Source organism: Aquimarina hainanensis (genome assembly GCF_042684685.1).
Lineage (GTDB): Bacteria > Bacteroidota > Bacteroidia > Flavobacteriales > Flavobacteriaceae > Aquimarina > Aquimarina hainanensis.
Genome location: NZ_JBHULX010000021.1, coordinates 295962 through 311356 on the forward strand (window position 1 = coordinate 295962; position 15395 = coordinate 311356).

General features: G+C 35.6%; 10 protein-coding genes and 1 tRNA gene. 5 read left to right on the forward strand and 6 right to left on the reverse strand.

What is annotated here, in order from left to right:
- The first annotated feature begins 734 nt into the window (after window positions 1–734).
- The 3 genes from ACFSTE_RS12035 to ACFSTE_RS12045 all read left to right on the forward strand — a co-directional run bounded on the left by ACFSTE_RS12035 (window position 735) and on the right by ACFSTE_RS12045 (window position 4289).
- Window positions 735–807: transfer RNA gene (locus ACFSTE_RS12035), tRNA-Cys, on the forward strand.
- A 169-nt stretch (window positions 808–976) separates the two neighbouring features.
- Entirely contained in the window at window positions 977–1147 is a 171-nt protein-coding gene (locus tag ACFSTE_RS12040) for a hypothetical protein (RefSeq protein ID WP_176028742.1), read from the forward strand.
- A 487-nt stretch (window positions 1148–1634) separates the two neighbouring features.
- The gene (locus tag ACFSTE_RS12045) at window positions 1635–4289 is read left to right on the forward strand and encodes a fibronectin type III domain-containing protein (protein ID WP_378257097.1); all 2655 of its coding nucleotides are present in this window, start codon (window positions 1635–1637) and stop codon (window positions 4287–4289) included.
- A gap of 488 nt (window positions 4290–4777) precedes the next feature.
- On the opposite strand, the gene ACFSTE_RS12050 is transcribed toward ACFSTE_RS12045, so the two are convergent.
- From ACFSTE_RS12050 to ACFSTE_RS12060, 3 genes are all read right to left on the reverse strand, one after another.
- A complete protein-coding gene (locus ACFSTE_RS12050; RefSeq protein WP_378257099.1) occupies window positions 4778–4987 on the reverse strand; it encodes a hypothetical protein in 210 nt (69 codons plus the stop codon).
- A gap of 663 nt (window positions 4988–5650) precedes the next feature.
- Window positions 5651–7357, reverse strand: coding sequence for an Lcl C-terminal domain-containing protein (locus ACFSTE_RS12055; RefSeq protein WP_378257101.1), 1707 nt, complete (start codon window positions 7355–7357; stop codon window positions 5651–5653).
- 10 nt (window positions 7358–7367) lie between these two features.
- A complete protein-coding gene (locus ACFSTE_RS12060; RefSeq protein ID WP_176028738.1) occupies window positions 7368–7841 on the reverse strand; it encodes a T9SS type A sorting domain-containing protein in 474 nt (157 codons plus the stop codon).
- A 402-nt stretch (window positions 7842–8243) separates the two neighbouring features.
- Here ACFSTE_RS12060 and ACFSTE_RS12065 point away from each other — a divergent pair, with 402 nt between their 5' ends.
- Both ACFSTE_RS12065 and ACFSTE_RS12070 read left to right on the forward strand, forming a co-directional pair.
- Window positions 8244–9326, forward strand: coding sequence for an amidohydrolase family protein (locus tag ACFSTE_RS12065; RefSeq protein ID WP_176028737.1), 1083 nt, complete (start codon window positions 8244–8246; stop codon window positions 9324–9326).
- 268 nt (window positions 9327–9594) lie between these two features.
- Window positions 9595–10470 (forward strand): clan AA aspartic protease, encoded by an 876-nt coding sequence (locus tag ACFSTE_RS12070; RefSeq protein ID WP_378257104.1) that lies wholly within the window; start codon window positions 9595–9597, stop codon window positions 10468–10470.
- A gap of 178 nt (window positions 10471–10648) precedes the next feature.
- On the opposite strand, the gene ACFSTE_RS12075 is transcribed toward ACFSTE_RS12070, so the two are convergent.
- The 3 genes from ACFSTE_RS12075 to ACFSTE_RS12085 are packed head-to-tail and all read right to left on the reverse strand — an operon-like array spanning window position 10649 to window position 15354.
- The gene (locus tag ACFSTE_RS12075; protein ID WP_378257106.1) at window positions 10649–11383 is read right to left on the reverse strand and encodes a hypothetical protein; all 735 of its coding nucleotides are present in this window, start codon (window positions 11381–11383) and stop codon (window positions 10649–10651) included.
- 27 nt (window positions 11384–11410) lie between these two features.
- Window positions 11411–12160: a hypothetical protein gene (locus ACFSTE_RS12080; RefSeq protein WP_176028734.1), complete on the reverse strand. Its 750-nt coding sequence runs from the start codon at window positions 12158–12160 to the stop codon at window positions 11411–11413.
- The gene (locus ACFSTE_RS12085) at window positions 12148–15354 is read right to left on the reverse strand and encodes a toxin VasX (RefSeq protein ID WP_378257108.1); all 3207 of its coding nucleotides are present in this window, start codon (window positions 15352–15354) and stop codon (window positions 12148–12150) included. Before ACFSTE_RS12085 ends, ACFSTE_RS12080 begins: the two co-directional genes overlap by 13 nt.
- Window positions 15355–15395: the final 41 nt, after the last annotated feature.

The window sequence follows — 15395 nt, forward strand, 5'->3', positions numbered from 1 at the left end:
ACACAGAATTGTCATATACATATATCTTGTATCAAAAGTTTATACGATTATAAACATCCTTAATAGTATCTGAAACAACCTTCCCAATTTTTTCTAAAAAATATAGTATATCTCATTCAATTTTAGAATATTTGTATCACATATGAAAAGAGTTTATACACATAGTACGTCTAAATGGCTCATCAGAACTTTCCTTTGTTCGATGAAACAACCTTATAACTTATTCAAAGAGGACTCTATGTATTTTTAATACTGATACTATAAAAACAGATATTATATATAAGCGTCCGAAAAAATCGGACGCTTTTTTTTGTACCAAAATCAATCAAAATGAAAAACAAATAAAAAAGTAAAAAATATACGTATTGAGAAGTAAGCAACAGGGAGACAGACAATTGCCATAAAACTCTATTATCCGTAGTATTACGGACAGGGTGCTTATGCTCTAAAAACAAATACTAACATATTGATTAACAGTAAATTAAATCAAAAAAAGATTTGTTTTATTAAATATTATCTACATATTTGCATCAGCAATTCGCTAATCAATTTTATATAATTTATAAATCACTTGACATGAAAAACAAATGTACAATCCAACAACGTAGAAGCTACGTAAAAAAACAAAAAAGCGTCCATAGCCATCAACAAAGATGATAGTGATATTATATTGTTAATACTATGAGACGCCCTTAAAGGCGTCTTTTTTTTGTTTCAATCTCAAAAAAACAAAAGACAGGGTAGCTTAATGGCAAAGCAACAGTCTGCAAAACTGTTTTATTGTGAGTTCGAGTCTCACCCTTGTCTCTTTTGACCCAGAAGCACTACTCGTTTTCTGACTGTCTCTCAGAAATACTATACACCTTATACAAAGAGTAGTGCTTTTATTAAAAGAAATTGCTTTTACCAAACAAAAAAAGAGATGTAAATAATCATTACTAAATCATACTATTTTTTTAATCAACAATCAATCAAAATGAAAACGAACATCAATCATAAATACACCGCTTCAAATCTATTCGAAAAATGGTTTCACAGCTACATAAACAGTTTAACAAAACTACTATACCCTCTGGAAGATCCTCCGGTAGGGAAACTCGACCCATCTCATTCTAATGAGAAATTAACCAGAATATTTTATAAATAATTATGATCTGAACAGTATTAAACAAAACGAAAACGATCATAACTAATGTAGTGTTGGATAGTGTACAATTTATTAAAATTGTTTTTCCCTAATTGCTTCGGGAGCGCAATAGGGGCTATCCAACTCAATTTTTATTATAAAGGATTAAGCACTATTTCGAAGAGATCCTCTCCTGTATATACTAGACAAACACTTATTCTACCCTCTCTATACGCATTAAAAAACTACAAATAGCGGTAAACAACCACCCTAATGAAGGTTTTCCCTTCAAAAAATAATTTTATATCGTGTAAAAATTCTACACTTATTTATTTTTTTTCTACATATTTCCACAATATTTTAAAACCTTAACTCTTTAATGTACATATAACAATCTTATTATCAATAAGTTATAATTTAAAAAGATTTTAGCGTATTTGGCATAATTTTCTATAATTCAATGAATTAACTAAGACAATTATATTGTTAACACACAAACTCAAACCACATGAAAAACTTTCATTTCAAAAAAGGAGAGGTGACACCTCGTGCCTTTAAAACACTGCATCTTTTTATCCTATTTGTCATATGCTATGTAGGAATCGTATCCGCACAAGATACCCCATATGTTCTAGGAAAAGAATCCATTTTTCAAGAAGTACTAAACCAACAAAAAAATAGTACACTAACACTTAAAACCTCAGACACCGAAACACTATCTGTCAAAATAAATATTAAAGAAGGAGATAATACAAACTATTCAATTATTGGAAGTGTATTACTTCAGGAAAAATCCAATGGTTTAGAACCACTATTCTCGGTTCGAAAATTCAATGGATTATTAGAAGGAGAAATCATTATGTATGAGCAAAAAAAGGCGTATAAGATTTCTTCTGGAGATCAGGGAAATGTTCTTATTGCTGAAGCTGACATCAATGAACTATTATGTGTTGAATTCGAATCTGAAGAAGTTACAGATTCTTCAGCTCCTGTTAACACCAAAGCCGCAGTACCAAGCTTGGAAAGTTTACCTGGAGCTACTGCTGTTATCTATCTTGATTTTGACGGAGAAGTTGTATCTGGCACCCGCTGGTTAAACGGTCGTACTATTAATGCTAGACCTGCTGGTTTTAGTGATCAGAAGATCTTAACTACTTGGAGAATTATGGCGGAAGATTTTTCTGCATTTAATATCAACGTGACTACGCGAAGAGATGTTTTTGACAGAGCTCCTAAGAATCGAAGAATGATGTGTATTTTTACAACGACTAAAGATGCAGCTCCATCTGCAGGAGGGGTTGCTTATTTAAACTCTTTTAGTTGGAATACAGATGATCCTTGCTGGGTATTTAACCTAGGAAACAGATCTGCCGGAGAAACAGGATCTCATGAAATCGGACATACACTCGGATTATCACATGACGGAATCAGATCTGGTACTACTTACTACTCTGGTCACGGACAATGGAGCCCTATCATGGGATGGAGTGCCAGCAAACCTATTGGACACTGGAGTAAAGGAGAATATAACAATGCAAATCAAAAAGAAGATGATTTAGCGATTATTGCCGGAAGCAGAAACGGATTTGGTTATAAACAAGATGATCATTCTAACTCTACAAATGGAGCTACAGCCATAGTTGCAGATGCTGGTGGAAATGTAAAAAAAGAGGACAATAACGGTATCATTACTACTCGCCAAGATAAAGACCTTTTCTCATTTACCACTTCAGGAGGAAATGCCAGCTTCAACTTTGACCCGGATCCTTATTATCCAAACTTAAACATAAAAGCCCGTATTCTTAATGCACAAGGACAAGAAGTAGCCTCTTCAGATCCTTCCGGGTTAAAAGCAAGTATCTCTACAAACCTTTCGAAGGGTACATACTATATAGAAATTGATGGTGTCGGAGAAGGAAATTTATCATCAGGATACTCTGATTACTCTTCTATTGGATATTTCTCTATTTCTGGAAAATATATTGCCGGAAGCGACGGAGGAGATACTACAGCGCCATCAACTCCAGGAAACCTGACTGTAAGTGCAACTACGCAATCATCAGTTTCTTTATCCTGGACAGCGTCTACAGATAATGTAGGAGTTACAGGATATGACGTATATCAAGGAAATACTATGGTTAGTTCTGTAAGTGGAACCTCTACAACAGTTAACGGACTTACCCCAAGTACTACTTATAGTTTCAAAGTAAAAGCAAAAGATGCAGCAGGAAATACATCTGCTTTTAGTAATACCGTTTCTGCTACTACTCAAGGAGGAGACACCACCTGTGATGCTGTTACAGGAGTGAAGGCAACTAATATTACCAAAACCGCTGCTACAATCAACTGGAATGCCGTGAGTACTCCTACATATACGCTAGAATATAAGAAGTCAACTGACGCTACATATACAAGTACAAAAACCACAGAAGCATCAAAAGTGCTTACTGAACTTTCTCCAAAAACAACTTATCAAGTTAGAGTTAAATATACTTGTCCTAATGGAAATAATGACGGAAACATTTGTGAAGGAGTTCCTCCATATAGAAGAGGTACTGGGTACAGACCTGGTGACAAGGTAACGTATGAAGGAAGCTTATACCAGCTAAACAACAACTACCGCTGGGATAAATTAGGTGCTTGTGGTAGTGGAAGCACTGCTAATAGTACTGATGCTCCTTATTCTACTGTGATATCATTCACCACATTGGAAGATACTACAGGAGGATTATGTGATGGTATAGCAGCATGGCGTCCTTACCCTAAAGTATACAGAAGAGGAGAGAAAGCAGTATACAATGGTATCTTATATGAGGCTCAATACAATGGAACATACTGGAATCCAACATACGGCTTCTGGACACGTTTGGGATCTTGTAGCGGAGGCGCATTTGCTACAGAATCATTTGACGAAACTACTGTAGAAAAACTCAGTGTATTCCCTAACCCCGCAACAGATAGAGTTAGTGTATCATTTATGGGAGGTTCACAACAAACTTCTCACATACAACTAATCAATCTAGTAGGAAAGGTAATTCTACAGAAAGAAGTAAAAGTAACTCCTGGAAGAAATCTGATTCATTTAGATATTTCCGAAATAGAATCTGGAGTATACTTTATTAAAAACGGAACACTGTCTCCTAAAAAAATCGTTATTAACTAATTAAAACATTGTTTGATTATCAGGCTATATATAGACAAACCCCCAATATTCTTAATCAATAAAAGTGATACTTCGAGAAAAAAAGGTTTCTTTCTAAATTACCAGATATCACTTTTATTATAGTCTGTACATCGAGCACTTTTTGGTTCTTCATTCCCTTCTATTTCAGACCATTGAAGGGAATGATAACCAAATCGAATTCTTCTCTAAAAAAAAGTGACTCGATTACGAGCCACTTTCCAAACATCTCAGTTAATAGTATATATTCTCTATATTTGCATACAGAGTCCCTCTAAAAAACATACCATATACTATATGTCTGTATCATTATACTTTCAGGTATATGTTCCCTCCATTGTCCCCTAAGTATCATAACAACATCAGATGTTTTAACTTTCAAAACTTAACACATACATTATTGTCAGGTATACCACTATACAGGTATTCTATATCACTTTTTTTGATAGATCAATCTCTCAGAGATTATCTTATTCACTAACTTCTACCGATTCATCTTTTGTTGTTTTGGACAGCATCATTAATACAAGTCCTAAAACAGTAAGACCAATCCGAATTCCCCAACCAACGGCTGTCCCCCATGAATCTATCCACATCAATATTCTCAATTCATAGTTCAAAAAATTTAAAACTGTAGAAATTAATCCGATAAAAAATAAATATCTCCCTATTTTACTCATCGTTTTGTTATTTTGTTCGAGACAAATTTATGATCAACCATATTCGTATACATCACTAATATCCGTAAAAGATATCCCCCTGTTTTCAGGGACATTGATCTTGCCATGCACGTATATTTATCCATTCACAACACGCTCTTTTTTATATTTAGAAAAAGTGACCTGCTATTGTATCTAAAATTAAGTGGTTGCAAAGTGTTAATTTTTTTTAACACAAAACGAATTCCTCTTCAAACGCTATCTTTTTCTTTTCAAATCATTATCAAGCAGATATCATTTGTTTTTTTCTCTAAAATCATTAACTCTTTTTAAGTTTTCTGTTCTTAATTAACAAACTATCGTTAAAGCTGTAATAGCAGAAATTCCATACTCCTCTCACTAGTATATTTGCAATGTTATTCCCCTATTTAATTACTGATAAGAAGCCTATTTTGAAACCTATACACGGTATTCATATTTATTAACCACACTTATTAAGTCAAAAGCCCTCATGATTGAGGGCTTTTTCTTTTAAACTATATTATCGATACATTCTTTGTTTAAATAGTGGAATGACTTTTAATAGTATTATGTGTCTGGAAGTTTTCAAATATGAAAAGTGCCTATGTTTTAAAAAGAATAACACCTAATTGTTGGTTGAGAATTACAAAAAATCCTAAACTACTAAAAAGAGCGTATCGCTCGTACATTAAAAGGATTCACTTTTAATCCATCTCCTTGATTTCCATCCCTAAAAAATTGCCACCAGGCTCTGTCATCACTATATTCTGTAGAACTCCAGTAAATCGAATTAGAAAAACTTCCTACGTTCCCTAATCCCAAAGCATTACCAGGTCCTATATTCTGATACATTAAATGCAGTTCATATTTAGACGGTAAATACCAATCTGTATACCCTCCTGAGTTTAAATCCTGACACAATTCGCTTGCATAGCAAGAACTACATGTTCCCTGCCACCTTCTGATTCCCTGACTATTCCCTTCTCCAGCACCGATACCGTTCCCATACGCGAAGGTATCTTTATCACTTCCATTATACCATTGAATTCCTGCACTTTGGTCTGTAGCCATACTCACTAATCCATGACACCCGGATGCATCCAGATAGAATATAATTCCTCCCTGATGGGTATCTCCAATAGATAATCCACAAGTACTGGTAGTACTAACTACATTGTTTGTAATATCTATTCCTGTTCCGGCAGTATAAACTCCCACCTGATCTTCAAACGATCCTCCTCCTTTCGATAGCGTAATCGTTGTTCCTGATCTACTTATTTCTTGCAATTCATTATTAGGATCTGCATCCCCGTCGGTAACTCCGTCCTGTAAAGATGCAAGATTCGTAATGATTGTCCCCTTTCCATCGGTAACCTCCAAATTTGTGCCATTTAATACAACACTCGTATTCATCTCATTATTCGGATCCGCATCCGCATCAGTAACCCCATCCTGTAGAGAAGAAAGATCTGTAATGATAGTCCCCTTCCCATCAGTAACCTCCAGATCGGTTCCATTTAATACAATACTCGTATTCATCTCATTATTCGGATCCGCATCTGCATCAGTAACTCCATCCTGTAGAGAAGAAAGATCCGTAATGATTGTCCCCTTCCCATCAGTAACCTCCAGATCGGTTCCATTTAATACAATACTCGTATTCATCTCATTATTCGGATCCGCATCTGCATCAGTAACTCCATCCTGTAGAGAAGAAAGATCCGTAATGATTGTCCCCTTCCCATCAGTAACCTCCAAATTTGTCTCATTTAATACAACACTCATATTCATCTCATTATTCGGATCCGCATCCGCATCAGTAACCCCATCCTGTAGAGAAGAAAGATCTGTAATGATTGTCCCCTTCCCATCAGTAACCTCCAGATCGGTTCCATTTAATACAACACTCGTATTCATCTCATTATTCGGATCTGCATCCGCATCATCAACCTTATCGTTGGTCACATTTGCCGCAGTATTAGCATACAAAGCATAAGGAACACTCAACAATTGACCTGTCCCCATCACAGAAAAATCATTTCCTCCATTGCTATCAACAGCGGTTTCTATAAAATAAGGACCATTTGCCCAATCAATACTCTTAAAATCATCTGAAGAGTTCCCTGAGCCAATCTCGAGATTTATCAACCCATATGCATTAGTGCTAACCTCAAAAGTTTCTTTATACACTGCTGCTCCGTTTACATTACCTTGCCGAATCGTTAATTGCATTCCGACTGCCTGATTACTTATAATCATATTTCCAGCATCTCTAATTACAGCCTGATATTTAAAAGTTTCAGGAGCTTGCCCGAAACAGCACATAGTAATCATTGCCATTACAAAAAATGGCAGAATTGTTTTTCTCATGATGTTTTGTTTAGTGTACCTTAACTAGTTTGAATGTCTTTAGCTTTTCTTCCCCAGTCATTAATAAAATTGAATAAAAACCAGCAGACAGATGCCCCGTATCAATAAAGGTTTTTTCGGTAAAAAGTGCACTGTGCAAAACCCGTTTTCCTAGTGCATCATAAATGGAATATGTTACATTTTTATACACCTTCATATGAATATTCAATTCATCATTTATCGGATTAGGGAATAGTACGATTTCCAGATTTGATCCAAAATCTTCCTGATCTACCAAATTCCAATTAGTTTGATGAAATCCCTGAGTGACCTCATTCGCCCCATCAGATAAAGTCTGTGTTACCAATTCTCCAATGGTAAAATCCAAATGAATAAGGTCATTAGTATAGGTGTTTCCTTGTGTAGATAATACCTCCTGCGCAGGTGCAGATATATTCATCAGCATGCATATGAATGCTAAGGCATTTTTAAATAATAATTTCATGTTTTTAGGGGTAGCTAAGTTGGCAAATGTAGAAATTTTAAATGTTTTGTTCAAAAAAAAGAAACCTCGTTAACACCAAGAAATAATGACTTCAAAAACAGTTTCTTCTTTCATTACAATAAATGATAAACCCGTTTATCACATGACGGATAACAACAAAATTCAAAAATCTTAGTTGATGATTTATTGGCACTGTCAAAGGGGATAATATCCCAAGGCTTTCCCTGAAATTGAAAATTTATTTCCAACAAATGTCTCATGAGCTTTCCCAGAGAGAATTTACCCTCTTCAAATAAGCACTTTCAACAACTATAGATCTGATTTTCTTCGTAAATTTAATCCGAAGTTAAATCAAAAATTCTTCAATACCAGAAACCATCTTAATTATCTATAATCAGCCATATGAAGAAAAAACTACGCATCAACGGACATTCTCATTTATTACCTTATCCCGAAGAGATTCCGGAATACATGAAAGAAAAAGGGATATTTTGGGTTGATAAAGACCGGAAATTTATGCTTCAAAAAGACTGGAGCCGCCCCGTAACTGATTCAAGTTTTTTTCTGGATGAAAAACTAGCCTGGATGGAACGTAATTCATTAGATCATGCTGTGGTTCTCAACCTATCCCAACTATACGGAAACGGATTACGACTCGAAGAAATGAAACAAGCCTTGCGTTTTCAAAATGACTTTAATGCCCGTATACAGCATGATCATCCATCTAAATTCACCTGTGGTTTTGTAGTACACCCGGGATTTGTGAGAGGAGCTCTTTGGGAAATCGAACGTTGTGTAAAAGAATTAGGTATGCAGTTACTATGTCTCCCTACGCACTATATGGATACTATAGGTACCTGGAGATGTATTTTTGATGAAGAAAACGAACCCATCTTCGAACTGGCTTCTGAATACAATCTCGCAATAGAAATACACCCTTATGATGGCGAAAAATTCATCAAGCTTGAAAATACAGCCTGGCGCTTTCATTTGATATGGATGTTAGCACAATGTGCAGATGCGTATCATTTTTTGACACTTAATGGTTATGCCGAAAAATTCCCTAACATGCGTACTTGTTTTGCTCATGGAGGACAATTGGCACAGATGAATTTAGGAAGACGTATTCAGGGATTTGACGGACGTCCAGATCTTTTTGAAGGAAAAGCGCATCCCAGAAAATCTGTAGGGCATAAAAATATATTTTTTGATACTCTGGTACATGACACCGGCTCTCTAAAACTATTAGTAGAAAACCAAGGTTATCAACAAGTAGTTATGGGATTAGATGATCCTTACCCACTTGGTGAAATGGAAAGCGAAGTACAATCTTCATACCCTGGTAAAATTTTAGACCTGGCTGTAGAAAGAAAAATATTAAACAAAGAACAATGCGATGCCATCTGGCATGATAATGTTATACAATGGTTATGTGGAGATGATAAAGACGCTAAAAACAAGCTGGTCAATAGAATTTTGAGTTAAAACACCTTCTTCTCTCTCATTGACACAGATTATTCATAAAAGTAAGCGGTAGTCACTTTAAGCTAAAAAGATTATATTAAAAAGACTGTTTCTCGAAAAAAAGAAATGCATCCTCTACCAGGAGTAACATTTTTATTTTTCAAGACATCCTATAGTATAATAATACAGTAAACAGTATACCAATAGTTTCGAGGCAAGCCTTAGCATATTTACACCTCGATTACTAAGTAGATAAGTACTAAATATAGCTTCTTTATCCTTCTGATATATGAAAAAAGTAATACTACGAATCATTATAGGGTTGTTTTTTGCCCCGATTTCTTTTGCTCAAAATCCAGAAAGCGACAGTATTCCTCTACATATCAATACACATAATACAATATATGTGCAGGCTATTCTTAATCAGACAGATACCTTACTACTAAACTTTGACACCGGAACTACAGAACTCATTTTGACAAACAACACCTTGCAGAACAAAATAAAATCCAATATAACATTGTATAATTCTGCCTACACTCTAAAAATCGGAAACACCTATTACAACACCAAGGTATATGATGCCAAACTAACTGGTCATGGCACCGATGGCAGATTTGGCTGGGATTTATTTAAAGATAAAGTAGTGGAGCTCAATTACGATAAAAATCTAATGGTTATACATCCAAAAACCCCAGCAGTTGTTGTAAACGATCAAACATATACAAAGCTTCCTTTTACAATACTAGACAATGTATTTTTAGTAAAAAGTACCCTTACACAAGGGAAAGCAAAAATTACAGGAGATTTTTTATTTGACACAGGTTACCAGAGAACTGTAATGATTGACAATGAAGTATTAAAAAAGACTCGTTTCCCTGTAAATGAAATGAAAGAACTAAAACGAGTTGTTATGAGAGGCGCTCAAGGAAATGAAATCCCTGTAATTACTTTGAACCTGGAACGATTTACCATTGCTGAACATGAATTAATCGATGTTCCTGTCCAATTACTAACCTCTAATAGACCTATAAAAAAACATGCAATTCACTATATTGGAAATGAAGTACTTAAAAGATTTAATTGTTTTTTCGACTTTCCCAAAAAACGAATCTATTTAACGCCAAACTCATTATTCAATCAAGAATACATTGAAAAAAAGTAGATTACTACAATCTATAAGGATTAGCTATGATACAAGGCAAGAAATAAATTTTACTACTGAGGTATTTATACTTTATTACACACTGAATTTACTGATAAAAAAACAAAATACGAATGGTGTTACATTTTAATTATCAGTCATACCCAACGCACATATATCAAATAATATTATAAAATATTTACCACCCTCCAATATGTTCTCGCTCTGCTTGTTGCTCAGGCGTCGCTTCTGGAGTAGAGATTTCACTTGAATATAAAGGCTTAGGAAAACCCGCTGCCTTTCTACGTTCATAATCCCGCTGACGATACGGATCAAAAGCATCTCCAGGAGGTAATGGTCTGTTTTTATCCATATACCAAACATAAAAAGATAAAAAATCTAATGTATCTATCGCTACAAAGATAAAATTAGTGATTTTATTCTTATGTGGTGCTTTTAGAACTGGTGCTGCCATTTTCCCCACATTAACAATAAAAAATACCATATCATCAAATCGAGTCACCACTCTTTTTTCCACCCAAAAACCAGGATATGAACAAAGCCCCTGTTCCCTATCCATAATCACTTTTTTGTTCTTAAATAGGTATCCTCTAAAAATAGTCATTATCCCATGGATCATTATCAAGGAGAGCATAATCATAACGATTGTAAATTGTCCATTTTCTAAGGTATTCCCTACAGTAAAAAAAATAACTAATGAAAATAAAACTGCTCCTCCTCCAAATAACAAACCATTCTTTTTATCATTATAGTCTTCTATAAAACAAACATCATCAATCCTTTCTAATTTATTTGTTATAGTTACATTCCTATCCTTCGGTTTTTTTACTATTTCCAAAGCTACATCATACTTAGCTTTCCCTCTCTTGCGAACAACAACCGCTTCTTTTATGTTCAATCTTATTGTTTCCATGTTTTTCTGAGTGAAGGGAACTTTCTTTTACCACCCTCCAATACGTTCTCGCTCTGCTTGTTGCTCAGGCGTCGCCTCTGGGGTAGAGATTTCACTTGGATATAAAGGTTTAGGAAAACCCGCTGCCTTTCTACGTTCATAATCCCGCTGACGATACGGATCAAAGGCATCTCCAGGAGGTAATGGTCTGTTTTTATCCATATACCAAACCATAAAAGACCAGAAATTCAATGGATGAAAATCAACTATTCTATATGGAAAAGCTAAAAACCCTTTGGTTAATGCTTTCAATACCGGATATTGATATTTTCCTTCATTCAGTAAAACAATCCGTGCATCATTAAAAGAAGTAACAATAGAAGGATACCACCAGCTATTAGGATATTGCATCAACCCCTGATCCCGATCTAAAATAAATTCTTTGTCCTTTTTTGTCAGGAACAAAACAATCAATAAACCTCCAAAAAAAATAAAACAACTACCGATAACAACTCCCCCAATATTGAACTCCATTAAAGACATAATAAATATTCCTATAAGAGATATTACTCCTCCTATAATGATCTCTGACATATTATTTTTTGAGGTCCTTAAAAAATAATTATCAGTCACAACCACCTCATCTTCTAATGTTGAATCATTCTTTATGATCTGATCATTAAAAAAATCTGGCATCAATGAAATACACAGCTTCATCTCTGGATCGTCAACCCATTTTCTCTTAGGCAGCTTAGGAATAATTACTTTTTTTGAAGGATCTAATCTTATTTTTTCCATGCTTCTTTGGATAATAGATTCGCTAAGGTATCTATTTTTACCGGAGCCTGAAAATCCGAATCTTTGATTGTCTTGGTATTAAAGAGTCCTTTCTTAATATCTCTCACTTCTTCTAATGTAGTATATTTAGCTCCGATATAACGTGGTTTATTAGCGATATCAATCGGATAGTATTGCTCCATTTCTAATTCTAATCGGCAGACAAAAACAATATGAGAATTGGTATTGTTATTAACTAACTCTGACTGATTCACTTCAAAATCAATAATTGCCTTAGGAATCTTCCCGGGAATTTTCTCTATGCTGATCTGCTCACTTTTTATTCCTATTCGTTGCGGGCTTGTATCCAGTCCATTTTCGAAATAATACACCTCATACTCTAACTGTTCTTCTCTGGTCAAAAATTGCCGTAAGCTAATTTCTGCCTTATACCCCGTAATATCTGATTGGGTTATAGTAACACTTACGGTAGAAGACCAGGGACGTATGGTATTTTTATGTACCAATTTGGTCGGTGTAAAATGAATATGGGCACAAACCAATACATCCAATAGATCCTGATAGGCGGCTTTAAAATCCGTCCATTTTCTATACACATCTGCTCGAAAAAAAGTAGAGGTCGGTGGAGGGATCAATGCATCTCTCCCCACATATAAACGTCGCGAATATTCCCAGGGTTTTTCATCACCTACCAATGGGAAATCCACCTCATCTGATAATACATTATTTTTAAACAGAACTTCTAATGGAGTATCTTTTAGATAATATGCCAAAGCTGTCAACCCTAAGGCAACTCCTGCTATTAGCAAACCAAAAGGCGTAAACCCAAGTCCCGCGACAGCAATTCCTCCAGAAAAAGTAGTTCCTCCAAATGCAAAAACTCCCCAAGCAGCTCCAGCCCCAGTCCATGCCCACATAGCATCATAATCTCTGGCATTATAGCTATCAAAAGCTTCCCAGGAACACATTAAGACAGTTATTCCTGCTCCTAAGTTAGATACATATGGCAACGCTCTACTTGCTAAACCTCTGGTTATTGTCCTTTGCGAAACTCCTCTACTTAAAAGTATTGATCTCCTAAAATGCAAACTAGCCTCCGTAAGTTCTGCTGTTATACCAATAGAGTTAACTATATTTTTATAATCTTCCTTGTTCCCTATAGCATTATATGCATTCATTGCATTAAAGACCTGTAATAAGGCTAAGGAACCTGTAAAAATTTTCCCATCAAATAACTTTTGTGCGAGTTCTGCATTAGAGTACTTATTAACTTGTCTATTCTCAGGAACCGTAAATTTCTGCTCTATTTCATCCAGATACTGTTCTACTTTTACTTCTGGAACAATTTCTGTCTTCTTTACCGGCAATTGTATTTTATTTTCAGCCCGGAGTTTTTGCTTTAGTACCACCTCTTTACTAACCTGAAATCGGGCAATGGGTTTTCCCCCCCTGTACTTCACATATACCACCCGGGATTGATCCAGCTCAAAACTACTTCCCTTAAAATGTGCATCTACTTCTTTGGTTTGCACATCGAGCACCTCTTCCCCATAGACTTTATGTGCCCGCAAACGTCTAAACATTACATCTTCATAACTCTGAACCGTGACTGTTTTATACGTTACTACTTCCCTGGTTTTCATTACAGGTACGCTTCGGGTCCGCTCTACCATAAATACCTTATCGATCTTCAATGTAGCATACGACTCTGTCAAAGCACGGATGACTCCCCCTAACTTATTCTCGATATCGATCATAGGTCCGGTTAAAAAAGCGATCTCCACCGGAGTATCTAATAAGGTCGTTAATTCGTCTGTATCAGGATCTAAAGTATCTGCAAAAAAGCCCTCCCATTTTTTTACAGCATCTTCATACTCGCTTTTGAGATCCAGGTGTCTATCCGCATCATGGGGCTTCTGAGCTAATAATCGCATGTGATTCGTAGCGATATATTTTCCATCCAGTGTATAATCATCAACTCCCTGATTGTAATGACACCAGCCATCCCGGTAGTAGGGACTATTCATTATATATCCCAGATCATCCTGTATACTCCTGATTTTTCTTCTGTGTTCTTTGCGATATTCTACCCCTAATATATTCAGCAATTTAGGTTTATAGACTCCTCCTCCCCAGCCAATTTTTCCTCCATCATAATCTCCAATCATTTTATCATCATTATAGATCAACTGATATGTGGTTAACGCAGTTTGGAACAACGCATAAATCTGCTCTTCTTCATCCGTCAGATTTGTTTTTTCCTCTCCTGCATGCAGGCGTGCTAAAACCGTATCATAATCTTCACCTGTTTGCAATGCCTGAATAATTGCTTGTTGTTCTACAAAAGACACTCCTAATGCATAAGTAACATCTTCTGCACACCCAATCGGATCATGAAGAGCAACAAACATGTCTTCATAAAAATCATTATCTCCTTCTTCTGATTCTTTGGTTTCATCGGCATGGATCTCTCTGAGGTTTGTACGCACTTCTCCCCGTTGCGGATGCTGTTTATACGATACAATCTTTACATCTCTATAGGAGGCGATTTCATCTCCTTCTGGAGGATTTCCTATCTCAATTCCTGAGCAATCAATAAGCTGCATATGTGCCTCCTTCTTTTCATCATTACCATTGATTTCATCAAAGTATGCTCTACTCCATTGTACAGGAGAATATCCTATATAATAGGTCCCCGGTTTAGGAATGGTAATAAATGAATGTGTATTCCCATTTGGTTTTCTCACATCCCCATTATTTCCACGATACCAGATAATCCCGGTCAGCTTCCCGGATTCATTAACCTGATATTCCTTATACTCATTATTATTATCTTTATTAATAATATAGATATACCCTGGTCTTAAAAAAGTACGGGCGCAATAAAAGTTATCCAGTTCTGGTAATTCCGAATTCGATACAGTGACCTCTTCAACAGTAAACTTATCTTTTTTAGTAGTGGTACCATCCGGGTTTTGAGTCCCAATAGTACTTTCATAGTCAAAGGCAGTATCATGCGCTGATTTTGTTTCTACAAGTCCATAACGGAACAAGTGAAGTTTTACTCCTTTTTTTAATGTCTTTACCTTAGCGCTTTTTACGGTATCAGCCACCGCATGAGAACACTCAAAATAATATTCTCCTACAATCTCTTTATATGCTTCTTCTTGATAGCTTATTAATTCCTCTGCCATTGTTTTTCGGTTTTAAAAAAAGAGAATTTTGCATACATATT